This window comes from Kutzneria buriramensis (assembly GCF_003387475.1).
In the GTDB taxonomy this organism is placed as follows: domain Bacteria; phylum Actinomycetota; class Actinomycetes; order Mycobacteriales; family Pseudonocardiaceae; genus Kutzneria; species Kutzneria buriramensis.
In genome coordinates this window covers 420,616-435,257 of the sequence record NZ_QUNO01000004.1, presented here as the reverse complement: position 1 = coordinate 435,257, position 14,642 = coordinate 420,616, and the positions used below count along the sequence as shown (strand labels likewise).

General features: G+C 72.6%; 16 protein-coding genes. 8 read left to right on the top strand and 8 right to left on the bottom strand.

Annotation, left to right across the window (positions count from 1 at the left end; all coding sequences use genetic code 11):
- Nucleotides 1–7 precede the first annotated feature (7 nt).
- From nhaA to BCF44_RS14140, 3 genes are all read left to right on the top strand, one after another.
- Nucleotides 8–1,141, top strand: coding sequence for a Na+/H+ antiporter NhaA (gene nhaA / locus BCF44_RS14150; protein ID WP_379796692.1), 1,134 nt, complete (start codon nucleotides 8–10; stop codon nucleotides 1,139–1,141).
- Nucleotides 1,142–1,155: 14 nt separating this feature from the next.
- Nucleotides 1,156–1,644 carry a phage holin family protein gene (locus BCF44_RS14145; protein WP_116174934.1) on the top strand — a complete coding sequence of 163 codons (489 nt, stop codon included), beginning with the start codon at nucleotides 1,156–1,158 and terminating at the stop codon, nucleotides 1,642–1,644.
- Nucleotides 1,645–1,724: 80 nt separating this feature from the next.
- A complete protein-coding gene (locus tag BCF44_RS14140; RefSeq protein ID WP_116174682.1) occupies nucleotides 1,725–2,453 on the top strand; it encodes an alpha/beta fold hydrolase in 729 nt (242 codons plus the stop codon).
- Here BCF44_RS14140 and BCF44_RS14135 read toward each other — a convergent pair.
- Genes BCF44_RS14135 through nth form a run of 4 tightly spaced genes read right to left on the bottom strand, consistent with a single transcriptional unit; the run spans nucleotide 2,430 to nucleotide 5,606 of the window.
- Complete coding sequence (locus BCF44_RS14135) at nucleotides 2,430–3,608, bottom strand: MarP family serine protease (RefSeq protein ID WP_116174681.1); 1,179 nt, start codon at nucleotides 3,606–3,608, stop codon at nucleotides 2,430–2,432. The two genes, BCF44_RS14140 and BCF44_RS14135, sit on opposite strands and share 24 nt — an antisense overlap.
- Nucleotides 3,605–4,291 carry an NUDIX hydrolase gene (locus BCF44_RS14130; RefSeq protein ID WP_116174680.1) on the bottom strand — a complete coding sequence of 229 codons (687 nt, stop codon included), beginning with the start codon at nucleotides 4,289–4,291 and terminating at the stop codon, nucleotides 3,605–3,607. Before BCF44_RS14130 ends, BCF44_RS14135 begins: the two co-directional genes overlap by 4 nt.
- Nucleotides 4,288–4,884 carry a TlpA family protein disulfide reductase gene (locus BCF44_RS14125; RefSeq protein ID WP_116174679.1) on the bottom strand — a complete coding sequence of 199 codons (597 nt, stop codon included), beginning with the start codon at nucleotides 4,882–4,884 and terminating at the stop codon, nucleotides 4,288–4,290. The genes BCF44_RS14130 and BCF44_RS14125 overlap by 4 nt, the downstream gene beginning before the upstream one ends.
- Nucleotides 4,881–5,606, bottom strand: coding sequence for an endonuclease III (gene nth / locus BCF44_RS14120; RefSeq protein WP_116174933.1), 726 nt, complete (start codon nucleotides 5,604–5,606; stop codon nucleotides 4,881–4,883). The genes BCF44_RS14125 and nth overlap by 4 nt, the downstream gene beginning before the upstream one ends.
- A gap of 147 nt (nucleotides 5,607–5,753) precedes the next feature.
- On the opposite strand from nth, the gene BCF44_RS14115 reads away from it, so the two are divergent.
- From BCF44_RS14115 to BCF44_RS14105, 3 genes are all read left to right on the top strand, one after another.
- Nucleotides 5,754–6,014 carry a hypothetical protein gene (locus BCF44_RS14115; protein ID WP_043730536.1) on the top strand — a complete coding sequence of 87 codons (261 nt, stop codon included), beginning with the start codon at nucleotides 5,754–5,756 and terminating at the stop codon, nucleotides 6,012–6,014.
- Nucleotides 6,015–6,069: 55 nt separating this feature from the next.
- Entirely contained in the window at nucleotides 6,070–6,744 is a 675-nt protein-coding gene (locus BCF44_RS14110) for a Crp/Fnr family transcriptional regulator (RefSeq protein WP_116174678.1), read from the top strand.
- A 444-nt stretch (nucleotides 6,745–7,188) separates the two neighbouring features.
- A complete protein-coding gene (locus BCF44_RS14105; protein WP_116174677.1) occupies nucleotides 7,189–8,439 on the top strand; it encodes an MFS transporter in 1,251 nt (416 codons plus the stop codon).
- On the opposite strand, the gene BCF44_RS14100 is transcribed toward BCF44_RS14105, so the two are convergent.
- A complete protein-coding gene (locus tag BCF44_RS14100) occupies nucleotides 8,414–9,853 on the bottom strand; it encodes a CehA/McbA family metallohydrolase (protein ID WP_170217527.1) in 1,440 nt (479 codons plus the stop codon). The genes BCF44_RS14105 and BCF44_RS14100 overlap by 26 nt on opposite strands.
- Before the next feature lie 111 nt (nucleotides 9,854–9,964).
- Between BCF44_RS14100 and dnaN the strand changes: the two genes are divergently transcribed.
- Nucleotides 9,965–11,071, top strand: coding sequence for a DNA polymerase III subunit beta (gene dnaN / locus BCF44_RS14095; RefSeq protein WP_116174931.1), 1,107 nt, complete (start codon nucleotides 9,965–9,967; stop codon nucleotides 11,069–11,071).
- A 4-nt stretch (nucleotides 11,072–11,075) separates the two neighbouring features.
- Here dnaN and BCF44_RS14090 read toward each other — a convergent pair whose 3' ends face one another.
- Nucleotides 11,076–11,882, bottom strand: a complete 807-nt coding sequence (locus BCF44_RS14090) for an MBL fold metallo-hydrolase (protein WP_116174676.1) — start codon at nucleotides 11,880–11,882, stop codon at nucleotides 11,076–11,078.
- Nucleotides 11,879–12,712 (bottom strand): NUDIX hydrolase, encoded by an 834-nt coding sequence (locus BCF44_RS14085; RefSeq protein WP_246015087.1) that lies wholly within the window; start codon nucleotides 12,710–12,712, stop codon nucleotides 11,879–11,881. Before BCF44_RS14085 ends, BCF44_RS14090 begins: the two co-directional genes overlap by 4 nt.
- A 90-nt stretch (nucleotides 12,713–12,802) precedes the next feature.
- Here BCF44_RS14085 and BCF44_RS14080 point away from each other — a divergent pair, with 90 nt between their 5' ends.
- Entirely contained in the window at nucleotides 12,803–13,690 is an 888-nt protein-coding gene (locus BCF44_RS14080; protein ID WP_116174674.1) for a Gfo/Idh/MocA family protein, read from the top strand.
- 39 nt (nucleotides 13,691–13,729) lie between these two features.
- On the opposite strand, the gene BCF44_RS14075 is transcribed toward BCF44_RS14080, so the two are convergent.
- Nucleotides 13,730–14,638 (bottom strand): hypothetical protein, encoded by a 909-nt coding sequence (locus BCF44_RS14075; RefSeq protein WP_116174673.1) that lies wholly within the window; start codon nucleotides 14,636–14,638, stop codon nucleotides 13,730–13,732.
- Nucleotides 14,639–14,642: the final 4 nt, after the last annotated feature.

Below are 14,642 nucleotides of genomic sequence, written 5' to 3'. Positions count from 1 at the left end.
ACTGGAGCTGCCCGTGACCCGTTACCTGCGCACCGAGACCGTCGGCGGCCTGCTCCTGCTGGCCGCGACCGCCGTGGCCCTGCTGTGGGCCAACTCCCCGCTCGCCGACAGCTACCACGCGCTGCGCGAGTTGACCGTCGGCCCGCTGGCGCTGGACGCCTGGGCCGAGGACGGCCTGTTGGCGCTGTTCTTCTTCGTCGCCGGCCTGGAGCTCAAGCGCGAGCTGGTGGTCGGCGAACTGGCCGACCGTCGGGCGGCGGTGCTGCCGGTGGTGGCAGCGCTCGGCGGCATGGTGGTGCCGGCACTGCTGGCCCTGGCCATCGGCGGCGGCCAGGCCTGGACGATCCCCGTGGCCACGGACATCGCATTCGCCCTGGCCGTGCTGGCGATCACCGGTTCCGGCCTGCCGGCCACCGCGCGGGTCTTCCTGCTCAGCCTGGCCGTGGTCGACGACCTCGGCGCCATCGCGGTGATCGCGGTCGCCTTCAGCACCACGATCAACCTGGTCGCGCTGGGTGCGGCCGTCGCGTTGTTGGCCGGCTACTGGTTCTTGCAGCGGCGACGGGTCCGCAGCCCTTGGCTGTACGTGCCGATCGCCGCCGCGACCTGGTTCGCCGTGCACGAGGCCGGCTTGCACGCCACGATCGCCGGCGTCGCGCTGGGTCTGCTCACGCGCGTGACGGCCGACCCAGGCGAGGCGGAGGCCCCGGCGATCAGGCTGGAGCACCGGTTGCAGCCCTGGTCGGCGGGCGTCGCGGTGCCAATGTTCGCCTTGTTCGCGGCCGGCGTGCCGATCGGGGCCGACTCCCTGCACGCGATCGTCACGGACACAGTGGCCATCGCCGTGGTGGTCGGGTTGGTGATCGGCAAGATCGTCGGCGTGCTGGGCGCGTCGGCACTGGCCGTGACGACCGGGTTGGCAAGCAAGCCGCGTGGCCTGGGCTGGCGGGACATGGCGGCGGTGGCGACGTTGGGCGGTGTCGGCTTCACGGTCAGTCTGCTGATGGCCGAACTCGCCCTGGCCGGCGACGCCGCCGAGCGGGCCAAGGCGGCGGTGCTGCTCGCCTCGGCGGCCGCGTCGCTGCTGGGCGCGGCCCTGCTTCTTCGACGGAGTCGGGTGCACCGCACGGCGAACACCTGAGGGTGCATGGCACGATGACCATCGTGACAGGCCCAGGACACAACGCGAACGGCCACGGCGCTGGGCTGCCCCCGGTGCCCTCGATCCCGCTGGCCGACGAGACGCCGCGCGACGTCGCCGGCGAGCAGTCGGTGGGCGGCCTGATCAAGGACGTGATGACGCAGGTCTCGGTCCTGCTGCGCGCCGAGATCGAGCTGGCCAAGCTGGAGCTGAGCGCCGAGGTGAAGAAGGTGCTGCGCGGCAGCGTCTTCATCATCGCCGGGATCACGATCCTGATGTTCAGCCTGTTCTTCCTCTTCTTCGCGATCGCCGAGCTGCTGGCCGACCTCGGCCTGTACCGGTCGTTGTCGTTCGGCATCGTCTGGTTCGCGATGCTGCTGTGCGCCGGCGGCCTCGGCTTCCTGGGCTACCGCAAGGCTCGCCAGCTGCGCGCCCCAGCACGCACCATCGAGACGATCAAGGACACGGCCGCGGCGCTGAGTCACCCCGGCGAGCGCTCGTAACAGGCCCACGCCACCGGACCGTCTCGGCCAACGGCATCCGGCTGCACGTCGCCGAGGCCGGCAGCGGTCCGCTCACGCTGATGCTGCACGGGTTCCCCGAGTTCTGGTGGACCTGGCGGCACCAGCTGCCCGCGCTCGCTGCGAACGGCCGGCACGCGGTCGCGGTGGACCTGCGCGGCTACGGCCAGTCGGACAAGACGCCGCGCGGCTACGACGGCTGGACGCTCGCCGGCGACGTCGCCGGTCTGATCAAGGCCCTCGGTGCGCGCCGAGCCCACCTGGTCGGGCACGGCTGGGGCGGCGTTCTCGCTTGGACGACGGCTGCGCTGCATCCCCGGCTCGTCGAGTCCGTCACGACGATCTCCGCGCCGCACCCGCTGGAAGTTCCGCTGCGGCCACTGCTGCCGGCTCAGCCGCCGTTCTGGCCGGAACGCCGGCTGCTCGCCGACGACGCCGCCGCGGTCGAGCGCCTGATCCGCACGTGGGCCGGTCCGCAGTGGACTCCCGACGCCGAGGTGCTGCGCCGCAACCGTGAGGCGATGCTGATTCGGGGCGTGGCCCATTGCAGCATGGAGTACTTCCGCTGGGCCTTCCGCTCGCGGCTGCGCGGCGACGGCCGCGAGTTCAAGGCCGCTGTCAGCCGGCCGCTGGAGGCCCCTGTCCGCAGGCTGCGCGGCGCGCACGACGCCCGCACGTCGCCCCGTACGCGCTTCGAGCCGTACGAGGTGATCGACGGCGCCGGGCACTTCCCGCAGTGGGAGCGGCCCGACGCCGTCACGGAGCTGCTACTCGGCGCAGGAGCCCGTTGACACCGGCCGGAACAGCGTCGGCGCCTGCTGGATGACCCGGCTGACCTCGGCGGTGGTCAGCGCGAAGCCGGTCTCCGGGTCGTCCACGGCCGCGCCGAACACCACGCCCATCACCTGGCCGGCCGGGTTGATCAGCGGGCCGCCGGAGTTGCCGCTCTTGACCGTCGACCGGATCGTGTAGACGTCCCGGGTGACCTTCTGCGAGCCGTAGATGTCGGGACCGTTGAGCTGGATGCGCTGCCGCACCCGGGCCGCCCGCGCGGTGTACGGGCCGTCCAGCGGGTAGCCGAGCACGATCGCGTCCTGGCCGGAGGTGTAGTCCTGCTGGGTGAACGGCAGCGGCCGGGCGTCCAGGCCGGGCACCGACAGCACCGCCACGTCGGCCTCCGGGTCGTAGTAGACGACGTGCGCGGTGAGCTGGCCGCGGCCGACCTCCACGGACTCGTCGTCGGTGCCGGCGACCACGTGCGCGTTGGTCATCACGCGCTCCGGGGCGATCACGAAGCCGCTGCCCTCCAGCGCCCGCGAGCAGGACGGCGCCCGCCCGCGCACCTTGAGCACGCTGGACTGCACGGCCTGCACGACCTGGCTGTTCTGGAGCGCGGTGTCCGGCGGGTCGACGTCGGTGATCGGGGTCCGGGTGAACGGCCCGGTGGCGGTCAGCAGGCCCGAGCTGAGCAGCCGGCTCACGTCGTTGGGCAGCTGCTCGGCCTCGGCCGGCATCAGATTGTTGACGGTGCCCAGCACGACCGAGCCGCGGATTGCCGAGGCCAGCCCGGGCACCGGCACCGAGGTCAGCGGCAGCGCGAACACCCAGGCCACCACGAACACCACGGCGCACTGCACCAGCGCGCCGAGCGTGTGGTCGACGCCGGTGAACGGGCCGAGCCGCACGTGCTGGCGGATGGACCGGCCCAGCCACACGCCTAACGTCTCGCCGAGGGCGACCAGCAGCACCAGCGCGCCCATCCAGACCGCGATCCGGGTGACGTTGCTGCTGAAGTTGGACATGATCATCGGCGTCACGATCAGGCCGAGCACGGTGCCGCCGAGCACGCCGATGGTGGCGGGCAGGGTGGTGATCAGGCCGTGCCGCGCCCCCGAGACCGCGGCGATCACGGCCAGCAGCACGACAACCAGGTCGACCCAGTTCACGCCTGCACCTCCGCGTTGGCCGCCCGCAGCGACTCGTCCAGATCCCGCACGTCCGCCGCGTTCCAGGGGCGTTCCCAGCCGGCCAGCCGCAGCAGCCCCGCGAGCAGTCCGGCGGTGAAACCCCACACCAGCATGCCCGGGGCCGCAAAGGCGGGTCCGGTGAAACCGGAGGGGTGGCGCACCCGGAACCGGTTGGCCGGGTCCACCAGGTGCGCGATCGGCACCCTGGCCACCGCGGCCGTCTCCCGCGGGTCGACCGCGCGAACCGGCGACGGATGCTCCCACAGGGCCAGCACGGGCGTCACCATGAAACCCGAGACCGGCACGTACAGGTCCGGCAGCAGGGCCACCGCGCGCACGCCGTCAGCCCGTACGCCGGCCTCCTCCTCGGCCTCGCGCAGCGCCGTGGCCACCGGGCCGTCGTCGCTGTCGTCGGCGCCGCCGCCGGGGAAGGCGACCTGGCCGGGATGCGAGTTGAGCGTGTCGGCGCGGCGGGTGAGCAGCACGTCCGGGCCGTTGTCGCCGTCACCGAGCAGCATCAGCACCGCTGCGGGCCGGGTCGGCAGGCCGCCGGGAGGGCGCACCCTGGTCAGCGCGGAGGCGTCCAGGTCGGCGGTGGCCGCGACCAGGCCGGACAGCCACCCGGGCACGTCCGCCGGGTCCACCAGGGGGCCAGGACTCATCCGGTGACACTCCCGTCCGCATACTGCCGCACCGCCTGTTCCACCTGGTCCGCCGTGTCGAAGGAGGCCGGTGTGGTGATCCTCTTCGACGTGCCGTCCGCTGCAAGTACGTAGCTGACAGGGAAGACGTTCGGCTTGCCCAGCGCGTTGGCCACGGATGCGTTCGGATCCCAGACCGACGGCAGCTTGACGTGCAGCGAGCCGAGCAGGTCCAGGCCGCCGGCCTGGTCGCTCTGGTCCGGGATCTCGACCAGCAGCACGGGCATCGCCCCAGGTCGGGACCCGTATTCCTGGAGCGCCGGCAGCTCGGTGCGGCACGGCACGCACCAGGGCTCCCAGAAGTTGACGATCATCGGGCCGCCGCCGAGGGTGGTCTCCGCGCCGTCAGCCATGCAGGTGACCTTGAGACCGGCGGTTCTGCCCTTGCCGACAGGTTTCGGACATTGCGGCAGCGCGGCCGTGGCCCGCAGGGCGTTCAGGTCCGGCGCGGGCACATCGGCGTGGGTGGGCGCCTGGCCACGGGGCCAGACGGCGACCGCGGTGGCCACCGCGATGACCACCGCGACCAGCACCCAACGCCAGCGGACGCTCATCGCGCGGCGCCGGCCTTCTTGCCGAGCTTCTTGGTCGCCCGGACCTTCTCGGCCAGGGCCAGCAGGTGCGGCGCCTCGTCGCCCTTGACCAGCTTCTCCGCCACTGCCGGGTCGGTCGGCCCCTCGCCGTAGGAGGGGCAGTCCGGGGCCAGGAAGCAGGCCCCGCAGGCCGGCTTGCGGGCGTGGCAGACGCGCCGGCCGTGGAAGATCGTCCAGTGCGAGAGCATCGTCCAGTCCTTGCGCGGGACGAGCTCGCCGATCGCGTGCTCGACCTTGACCGGGTCGGTCTCGTCGGTCCACTGCCAGCGCCGGACCAGCCGTCCGAAGTGGGTGTCGACGGTGATGCCGGGCACGTCGAAGGCCTCGCCGAGCACGACGTTGGCCGTCTTGCGGCCGATCCCGGGCAGCCGGACCAGCTCCTCCAGGGTGCCGGGCACCTCGCCGCCGTGCTTGTCGACCAGCGCCGCGCCCAGGCCCATGATCGAGGTGGCCTTGTTCCGGTAGAAGCCGGTCGGCCGGATCATCTCCTCCAGCTCGACCCGGTTCGCGCCGGCGTAGTCGGCGGCCGTCTTGAACCGTGCGAACAGCGCCGGCGTGACCTCGTTGACCCGTTTGTCGGTGCACTGGGCCGACAGGATGACGGCGACGGTGAGGTCGAGAGCGGTGCCGAAGTCGAGTTCGCAGTGCGCGTCGGGGTACCCCTCCCGCAGCGCGCGCGTCATCCGCCGCACACGGCGGACCAGACCCAGGTTGTTCGCGGCGGTCGGTGGCACTCACCCAGCGTACGGACCCCCACCGACATCGCCGACACGCCGGGGTGACCCCCCGATGCGCGCGTCCGGACGGGCATGGGAGAGGATGAGGTCATCATGACTGCCTGGTTGGTGCTCGTCGTACCACTTCTGATCATGTTCTTCGCGCTCTTCATGGAGCGCGTGGAAGCTCGCCTGCGCCATGTGGCCGTGCAGGAGAACGAGGTCGAGGAATTCCTGGAGCAGGCCCGGCCGGACGAGGTCCGGGCGCTCTACGGACACGGCATCGGCCGGGCGCTGGAGCTGTTCCGTCTGCGTAGGCTGGGCGGACGCGCCGCGAGGCTGCGTCCCCGGCGGACCAGGGGCAACGGGTCCTAGACTGGCACGCTAGTGATCGGCGGCACCGGCCGCCGCGTCTCGAAGGAGGGACGAGGTGGACGAGACCCTGGCCCGCGCGGGCATCTTCCAGGGTGTGGACCCCGCGGCGGCTGAGGCGTTGCTCATCACGCTGGAGGCGATCGACTTCCCGCGTGGGCACGTGATCTTCGCGGAGGGTGAGCCGGGCGACCGCCTGTACATCATCCACAGCGGCAAGGTGAAGATCGGCCGCAAGTCGCCGGACGGTCGGGAGAACCTGCTCAACATCATGGGCCCGTCGGACATGTTCGGCGAGCTGTCGATCTTCGACCCCGGGCCGCGCACGTCGACCGCGACCACCGTGACCGAGGTCCGGGCGCTCACCATGGGCCGCCCCGAGCTGCGGGAATGGATCAGCAAGCGGCCCGAGATCGCCGAGCAGCTGCTGCGGGTGCTGGCCCGTAGGCTGCGCCGGACGAACAACATGCTGGCCGACCTGATCTTCACGGACGTGCCCGGCCGCGTGGCCAAGGCGCTGCTCCAGTTCGCCCGGCAGTTCGGCAGCCAGGAGGCGGGCCTGCTGAGGGTCACTCACGACCTCACACAGGAGGAGATCGCCCAGTACGTCGGCGCCTCCCGCGAGACCGTGAACAAGGCCCTGGCCGACTTCGCGCACCGCGGCTGGCTCCGCCTGGAGGGCAAGAGCGTGCTCATCCTCGACCCGGAGCGCCTCGCCCGCCGCGCTCGGTAGCGCACGCAAGACCGCGAACGGCCCCTGTCCCACTCGGGACGGGGGCCGTTCTGCTGCCCAACCAGGCAACCATGCGTCAACTATCGGCCACACTTCGCCCGGCCGAAGATCACCCGGAATGACCGCACTGCCCGCCCACGACGAAAGGCCGGTAGTGGCCCCCGACGCCACGTACCGGCCTTTCGTGTTGCGCGGGCCATCCCCCGACGGGCCGCGCACCCCGTCCCCTCCGATGTCAGGCCCCGAACCCGACGCCAGAGGAGGTTGTGCCTGGTCACTGTGACACGAAACTGCCTGCCACGAACAACCGGATTCACTCTCAAGGACTCCGAATTGGGTCTTTACGTTGCCGGCGTTCACCCAGTCATCGCAACGCCGTGACTACATCGTGACCTCCATCGCCACTCTGGCACGGTCGTACCAGTATCTGGCATACTTGTACGCATGTCCCACTCCGCGTCCCTCTCCGACTACCGCACGGCCCTGACCACGCCCGGCGCCAAGCTGCCGGTGCTCGCCTCCGCGCTGGCCCGGCTGCCGGTCGCGATGATCGGCCTGGCGCTGCTGCTCTACGTGCAGCGCGCCACCGACTCGTTCGCGATCGCCGGCCTCACCTCGGCCGCGGCGCTGATCGGCGTCTCGGTCGGCTCGGTGGTCCAGGGGCGGATCATGGACCGGCTGGGACCGACCCGTCCGCTGTGCGCGACGGCCTCCCTGACGCTGCTGTTCGTCGGCGCCGAGGTGTGGGCGGTCGAGACCCACCAGGCCGAGTGGATCCTGGTGGCGCTGGCGTTCGGCATCGGCCTGACCGAGATGACCGTCGGCTCGGCGTCCCGGTCGCTGTGGGTGCGGCTGGTGCCGCCCGGCCCGGTGCGCCAGGCCGCCTACGCCTACGAGGCCATCAGCATGGAGGTCTTCTTCATCCTGGGCCCGGGCCTGGCCGGCCTGATGACTGCGCTGCCGTGGGCCGGCACGGGCCTGGTCGTGGGCACGGTCTGCATGGTCGCCGGCGGCCTGGCGTTCGCCCTGACGCCGACCGTCCGCGCCTGGCGGCCCGAGCGCGACGAGCTGCGGCCGTCGAGCCTGCTCGGCGCGCTGGCCAGCCCCGGCATGCGGACGGTGGCGCTGGCCGCGCTGGGCTTCGGCGTGACCATCGGCTTCGTCGAGGTCGCGGTGCCGGCGTTCGCCACCGAGGCGGGCGCGCCGTCGGCCGGCGGCCTGATGCTGAGCCTGTGGTCGATCAGCTCGGTGGCGTTCGGCGTGCTGTACGGGGTTCGGCCGTGGCCGCGGGCCATGCACCACCGGCTGCCGGTGCTGCTGGCCGGGTTCTCGCTGCTCCTGCTGCTCCTGCTGCTGCCGTCCACGCTGTTCGGACTGGGCCTGGCGCTGCTGGCGGTGGGCATCCTGATCACGCCGCAGTCGACCGCGCACTCGGCGGCGATCGAGCTGGTCGCGCCGGCCGGCACCACCACGGAAGCGTTCGGCTGGGTGATCACCTCGGTGACGCTGGGCCTGGCCATCGGCCAGTCCACCAGCGGCCAGCTCGTGCAGAGCTTCGGCACCAGCTGGTCGTTCCTCGCGGCCGCCGGCGCCGGCCTGGTGATCGCCGCGCTGGTCTGGGCGTTCCGCGGCACCGTCAAGCAGTCGACCCTGACGACCGCGGCGCTGGTCAGCGTCGAAGAAAGACTGGGTTAGTCAGCGCGACCATCTGCTCGCCCCGCCGCACCTCGACCCGGATCCAGTCGGAGTCGGCGGGGCCGGTCGCGAAATCGACCGACCCCTCGCCGGTGTGCACGACCCCGGTCTGGTCGATGACCCTGGTCTGAGTGCCCGGCGCCCCGTCCACCTCGACGTGGACGGTCACCGGACGGCCCGTGCGCAGCGTCTCCCCGATGCCGGCGCTGCGCCGGCCGTCCGTCACGGTGAGGGACAGCTGGACCTGGACCGATTCGGCGATCCAGTTGTGGCCGGCCTTGAGCCCCGCGAACAGGAACGGCCCGAACAGGTCCTCGGCCAGCACGACGTTGTGCGGCAGGCCCACCACCTGCGGCTCCGAGTGCGCGTCGCTGTCGCCGACCGCCGGGATCCAGCGGCCCTCCCGCAGCATCGCGTCCCATGCCTGGAGCGTCTTCTCGTCGTCCTCGGTCCACGGCCCGTTCCACACCTCGATGGCGTCGACCAGGTCATAGCGGAACTCGAACGAGCAGCCGATGCACGGCGCGTACGGGTGGGCCGCCACGACTAAGCCGCCCACCGAGTGCACCTCGTCGACGAAGCGGCGGAACTCGTTGGGCTCGGTGTCGCGGTAGCGCCAGTCGATCCAGCGGCCGACCGGCAGGTTCCACGCCGGCCAGTGCCCGGAGCGGGTGGTGACCTCCTCGCCGTTGAGGATCAGCAGGTCCTCGGTGGCGTGCCGGCCCCACTGGAGCGAGGCGCTGGGCGTGTTGTGCTCCGTGGAGATGATGAAGTCCAGGCCGGCCGCGCGCGCCGCCGCGACCAGGTCGTCGGGCGTGCGCTTGCCGTCGGAGTAGATCGTGTGGAGGTGGCCGTCGCCGCGGTACCAGTCGCGGCCGCGGCGGCGGGCCGGCGCGAACGACGGGGCCGGCTTCACCTCGAACGGCTTGCCGGCCGGCCCGAACGTCAGCGTGATGTCGACGCGATAGTTCAGGCCCTGCTCGGCGACGGTGTACGGGCCGAGGACCACGTGCCAGGTGCCGGGGTCGATCGGCCCGGGCAGGTAGCCGGGGGTCGCGTCGGAGGCGCTGAGCGTGAACCGATCGCGGGCACCGCCGGACCAGCCGCGGAAGCCGTGGTGGTTGCCCAACTCGTGGCCGGCCGGCCCGAAGACGCCGAAGTCCAGGGCATTGCCGAGCTGCCCGGACGGCACCTGTGGGTGGTCGTAGCTGTAGACGACGGTCAGCTCGGCGACCCCGCGTGGGACCTCGACGGGGAGGTAGTACCAGTCGGGAGCGCCCGGCTCGAACCGACCCGTGACGGTGATCGTCTGCGCGCTGCCGTCCGTGCCGTCGGCGAACGCGATGCCCGGCAACATCTGGCCCGCTGCCAACGCGCCACCCGCGATGAGCAGCGCCCTCCGGTTGATGCTCATGCCTGGCGACGCTAGGCGTCGGAACGTGACTCGAACACCACCGCGAGATGAACGCTGTTGCTCGTTGACGGGAACCCGGTTTTGTCAGGGGTGGCGCGTAGCTTGCGGGACATGGACCTCACCGCCACGACCGCCCAGTTGGCGAGCACCGTCGCCGACCTGGTCCGGCTGCTGCCGACCAAGATGTACGACCCGGTGCTGGCCGGCGTTCTGATCACCGCGGATCGGGACGGGGTGCTGGTCCGCGGCACCGATCGGGAGCGTGGCGTGCGGCTGCGGTGTGCGGCGACGGTGCACGAGGACGGTCAGGTCCTCGTGCCGGCCAAGCCGCTCGCGGAGACGCTGCGCGCGTTGGAGGCCCCGCAGGTTCGGCTGGTCGTGGAGGGTGCGCGGCTGGCGGTTCGGGTGCCTGGCGGCCGGTTCGCGCTGCCGCTGCTGGAGGCCGACCTGCACCCGGGAGTCGCCGAGCCGCCGGCGCGGGTCGGCGAGGTCGACGGCCCCGAGTTCGCCGGCCTGTTGTCGGTCGTCGCATCGGTGGCCTCCCGTGACGATGCGCTGCCGATGCTGACCGGTGTGCGGCTTCGTGGCGGCCCCGGCGGTCCATTGTCGATGGTCGCGACGGACCGGTACCGGCTGGCGATCGCGACGCTGCCGTGGGCCGGGGAGTCCGAAGTGGACGCTATGGTGCCGGCGGCGCTGCTCGTGGAGGCCGCGAAGCAGGCGGCGTCGGCCGAGCGGGTCGCCCTGCACGTCGACGGCGACCGGGCCGGTCTGGTGTGGGACGACTCGGCGATCGTCACCTCGCTGCTGGCCTCGACGCTGCCCGACGAGCGCAAGCTGCTGCCGTCCACAGTGGACGCCAGCGTCACCGTCGACGCCGACGCGCTGGCCGGGGCCGTCCGCCGGGTCGGCCTGTTCAGCGAGGGCCACGCCATCGTGCAGCTCGACCTCGGCGACGGCGAGATCCGGGTGCACTGCGGCGGCCAGCAGGTCGGCGAGGCCGAGGAGCTGGTCAAGGCCGAGATCACCGGCGGCCGGCCGCGGCCGGCCTACCAGCTGCGCTACCTGTCCGATGCGCTCAAGGCGTTCGCCCACAGGCAGGTCACGCTGGCGATCCAGCCGGGCCGCCGCGGCACCATGATCACCGACACTGCGTCCAATTCTGGGGGGAGACGGCTCCAGTACCTGGTGGTGCCGATCCTGCCGCAGGGCGGGTGATGCCTCAGGTCAACGAACGCAAGTACGCCAGCTGGGTCCGTACGGACCATTCGGCGGCGGGCCACAGCGACCGGTCCACGTCGGCGTAGACGAGCTCGACCACCTGGCGCGCAGTCGCATCCGGACCGAGCTGCGCGAGGGCGCCGCGAACCTGGTTCAGACGCAGTTCGCGGTGTGCGAGGTAGGCGCGGGCGGTGGTGCCGGCATCGGGCAGGTCGGGGCCGTGGCCGGGCAGCAGGGCGGTGCCGTCCGGCAGCTCGGCGAGCCGGCGCAGCGACTCGAGGTACGGCCCGAGGTCGTCGGTGACCGTGGTGCCACGGCCGAGCACCGTGTCGCCCGTCAGCACGGCCGGCGGGGCGTCGTGTTCGAGCCAGAAGCACAGGGAGTCCGCAGTGTGGCCGGGGGTGGCGAGCACGCGGATCTCCAGGCCGGCCTCGGCCAGCACGTCGCCGTCGGACAGGCCCTCGGAGCCCAGCCGCATCGCGGGGTCGAGCGCGAGCACCGGGGCCTTGACCAGCTCGGCGAAGCGCCGGGCGCCGGCGGAGTGGTCGGGGTGGCCGTGGGTGAGCAGCACGGTGCTCACCGGGCCGTGCGCGGCGACGAGGCCGAGGTGCCGCTCGTCGTCGGGCCCGGGGTCGACGACGACGCACGTCTCGGAGCCGGGGGCGCGCAGCACCCAGGTGTTGGTGCCGTCGAGGGTCATCTCGGACGGGTTGTCGGCCAGCAGCACGGCGGCGGTGGGCGTCACGGAGCGCAGGACGCCGTAGGCGGGATGCTCGGCGCGTTCGCCGACGGCGGGGCTGCCGCTCATCGGCCCGCCACCTCGTCGTCGGGGCCGGGCTGGATGGCCAGCGGCGCGGTGCCGTACTCGGGGTCGCCGGGCAGCACGGCGTGCAGCGTGCCGCCGCGCCGGATCACCTTCGGGATGATCTTGTCGGTGGCCCGCTCGGCCGTCATCGCGGCGGCCACGGTGCCGGCCTCGCGCAGCTCGGCCAGGGTCATCCAGGTCGGCGGCAGCAGGCCGACCCGGCCGGCCTTCCAGTCGTCGATCGCGTCCTGCGGGCGCTGCCAGCCGGCGTGGTCGGCCTCGCTGGTCTGCCCGTCGGCGTGCTGGCCCTCGGGCAGCACGGCCAGGAAGAACCGGGTGTCGTAGCGCCGGGGCTCCTCGGTCGGCGTCACCCAGTTCGCCCACGGCCGCAGCAGGTCGGCCCGCAGCACCAGGTTGGCCTCGCTGAGGAACTGGGCCAGCGACACCTCGCGGTTGACCAGCGCGTGCCGGGCCTCCGAGTACTTCGCGGCGTCGGCGACGACCGAGGTGTCGTCCTTGCCGGCGAGCAGCACGCCCGACTCCTCGAACGTCTCGCGCACGGCCGCGCAGACCAGGGCCCGGGCCAGGTGCGGGTCGCAGCCGAACTTGCGGCCCCACCAAGCCGGCTCGGGGCCGACCCACGCGACCGACGTGTCCGCGTCGCGGCGGTCCACGCCGCCGCCGGGGAACACGGTCATGCCGCCGGCGAAGGCCATGCCGGCGACCCGACGGAGCAGGAACACCTCCAGGCCGGCGCCGCCCTCGCGGACCAGGGCGACGGTCGCGGCGTCCTTGGGCGTCACGGGCGGGTTCGGCGGGATCGCCGGCACCATCTCTTCGGGCAGCGTCAGTTCCTCGGGCAGTCGTGGCACGTCCCCGAGCCTAAGGGCGATCGGCCGTCCCGCCTTGTGGAGAATCGTCACGTGGAGGAACAACTGCGCGTGGGACTGATCGGCGCCGGGCCCTGGGCCAGCACGGTGCACGCACCCGGCCTGGCCGACCACCCCGGCACCCGCCTGACCACGGTGTGGGCCCGCCGCAGGGACGCCGCCGCCGAGTTGGCCGGTCGCTACGGGGCCGAGGTCGCCGACGACGTGGACACGCTCATCGACGAGGTCGACGTGGTGGCGGTGGCGGTGCCACCCGCCGTGCAGGCGGACCTCGCCCTTCGGGCGGCGCGGGCCGGCAAGCACCTGCTGCTGGAGAAACCGCTGGCCGAGACCGTCGAGGACGCGCGTCGCATCGTCGACACCATCGCGGACAACAACCTGGCCTCGATGGTGATGCTGACGCTGCGGTTCTCGCCCGAGGTCGTCGACTGGCTGGCCGAGCTGGACAAGCTCGGCGGCTGGGCCGGCGGCAGCGCGCAGTGGCTGTCCGGCGCGCTGCTGGGCGGCGCGTACTCGGGTTCGCAGTGGCGGCACGACGACGGTGCACTGGCCGACGTCGGCCCGCACGCCTTCGACCTGCTCGACGCGGCGCTGGGCCCGATCACCGAGGTCCTCGCCGCGCACCACGCCGACAACGACCTCTGGCACCTGATCCTGGGCCACGAGAACGGCGTGACCAGCACCGTCACGCTGTCGATGCGGCTGGCGACCCGACCCACGGTGGTCGACGTCGCGGTGTACGGCGCGCACGGCTACCGCGCGCTCGGCGGCCGCCAGACCTCGGCGCAGCAGGCCTACGCCCTGATGCTCAACGACTTCGTCGCCATGGCGCACAGCGACGTGCGGACCCACGCCTGCGACGCGCGGCGCGGCCTGCACCTGCAACTCATCCTCGACCAGGTCCGCCGGAAGCTGGCATGAAAAAAGGGGCGCTCACCGTGGTGAGCGCCCCTTCCGGCTTTACTGCTCGCGCTGGGCGAGTTCCTCGTGCAGCTGACGGAGCAGGTCGCGCTCCACGTCGCTGAGCTTGTCCTCGGCGATCGGCTTGTAGTCGACCAGCCCGAGCGCCGACGGGTCGGCCGAGGGCTCCAGCACCGGCGGCTGCGGCACGGACTTCTCCTCCGCGACCGGCTCCACCGGCGCGGCCTGCGCGACCACTTCCGGCTTCGCCTCGGCGTGCGCGACCGGCTTGATCGGCACCACCGACGCGCCCTTGGCCCGACGGCCACCGCCCGACGGGGCCGGCGCGGCCGCGTGCTGGCCCGATAAGTTGATCGGCTTCGCGTCCTGCGCGGCCAGCTTGTGGTAGTCGCTGCGGTCCGCACCGGACTTCAGCACCTCGACCACGGCCCGGATGCCGGCCGTCTCGAGCGCCTGGGCGATGCGGTACGCAGTCGCCGGCGCGAACCCGTCCGGGCCGATCTCGACCAGCACCACCCGCTGCGGCACCGCGCCCGGCGTCGCGCCGGCCGGCGTCACGCGCCACACCGCCGCCACCGACCGCACGCCGATCAGGAAGTCGACCACCGGGGCCAGCGCCGCGCCGACACCCGCGCCGGCGTCCGGCTCGTAGCTGAACCGGTGCGGCGGGGCGTACCAGGTGTCGCGGACCTTGAGCCGGTCGGCCAGCGCCGGCTCGGACCGGGACTGGTCCAGCAGCGCCCGCAGCTGGCCGTTCTCGGCCGGGGTCACCGGCACGCCGCCGGCGATCAGGCAGCCGACCAGCAGCTCGACGGCGCGGTCCGACTCGGCGATCGCGACCAGCTCACGCGCCGAGGTCAGCGCGTCGTCGTCGACCCGCCCGGCCATCCGCAGCAGGATGTCGTGCAGCCGATCGGGCAGTCCGTCCCCAGTCGCGACGTCCGACACGACG

Coding starts and splice junctions, on each gene's coding strand:
- BCF44_RS14140 (WP_116174682.1), top strand. CDS start 1,725: ATGCTGCACGGGTTCCCCGAGTTCTGGTGGACCTGGCGGCACCAGCTG.
- nth (WP_116174933.1), bottom strand. CDS start 5,606: ATGACGCGCGCGCTGCGGGAGGGGTACCCCGACGCGCACTGCGAACTC.
- BCF44_RS14100 (WP_170217527.1), bottom strand. CDS start 9,853: ATGAGCATCAACCGGAGGGCGCTGCTCATCGCGGGTGGCGCGTTGGCA.
- BCF44_RS14085 (WP_246015087.1), bottom strand. CDS start 12,712: ATGGTGCCGGCGATCCCGCCGAACCCGCCCGTGACGCCCAAGGACGCC.
- BCF44_RS14090 (WP_116174676.1), bottom strand. CDS start 11,882: ATGAGCGGCAGCCCCGCCGTCGGCGAACGCGCCGAGCATCCCGCCTAC.
- BCF44_RS14105 (WP_116174677.1), top strand. CDS start 7,189: ATGTCCCACTCCGCGTCCCTCTCCGACTACCGCACGGCCCTGACCACG.
- BCF44_RS14115 (WP_043730536.1), top strand. CDS start 5,754: ATGACTGCCTGGTTGGTGCTCGTCGTACCACTTCTGATCATGTTCTTC.
- dnaN (WP_116174931.1), top strand. CDS start 9,965: ATGGACCTCACCGCCACGACCGCCCAGTTGGCGAGCACCGTCGCCGAC.
- BCF44_RS14125 (WP_116174679.1), bottom strand. CDS start 4,884: ATGAGCGTCCGCTGGCGTTGGGTGCTGGTCGCGGTGGTCATCGCGGTG.
- BCF44_RS14130 (WP_116174680.1), bottom strand. CDS start 4,291: ATGAGTCCTGGCCCCCTGGTGGACCCGGCGGACGTGCCCGGGTGGCTG.
- BCF44_RS14145 (WP_116174934.1), top strand. CDS start 1,156: ATGACCATCGTGACAGGCCCAGGACACAACGCGAACGGCCACGGCGCT.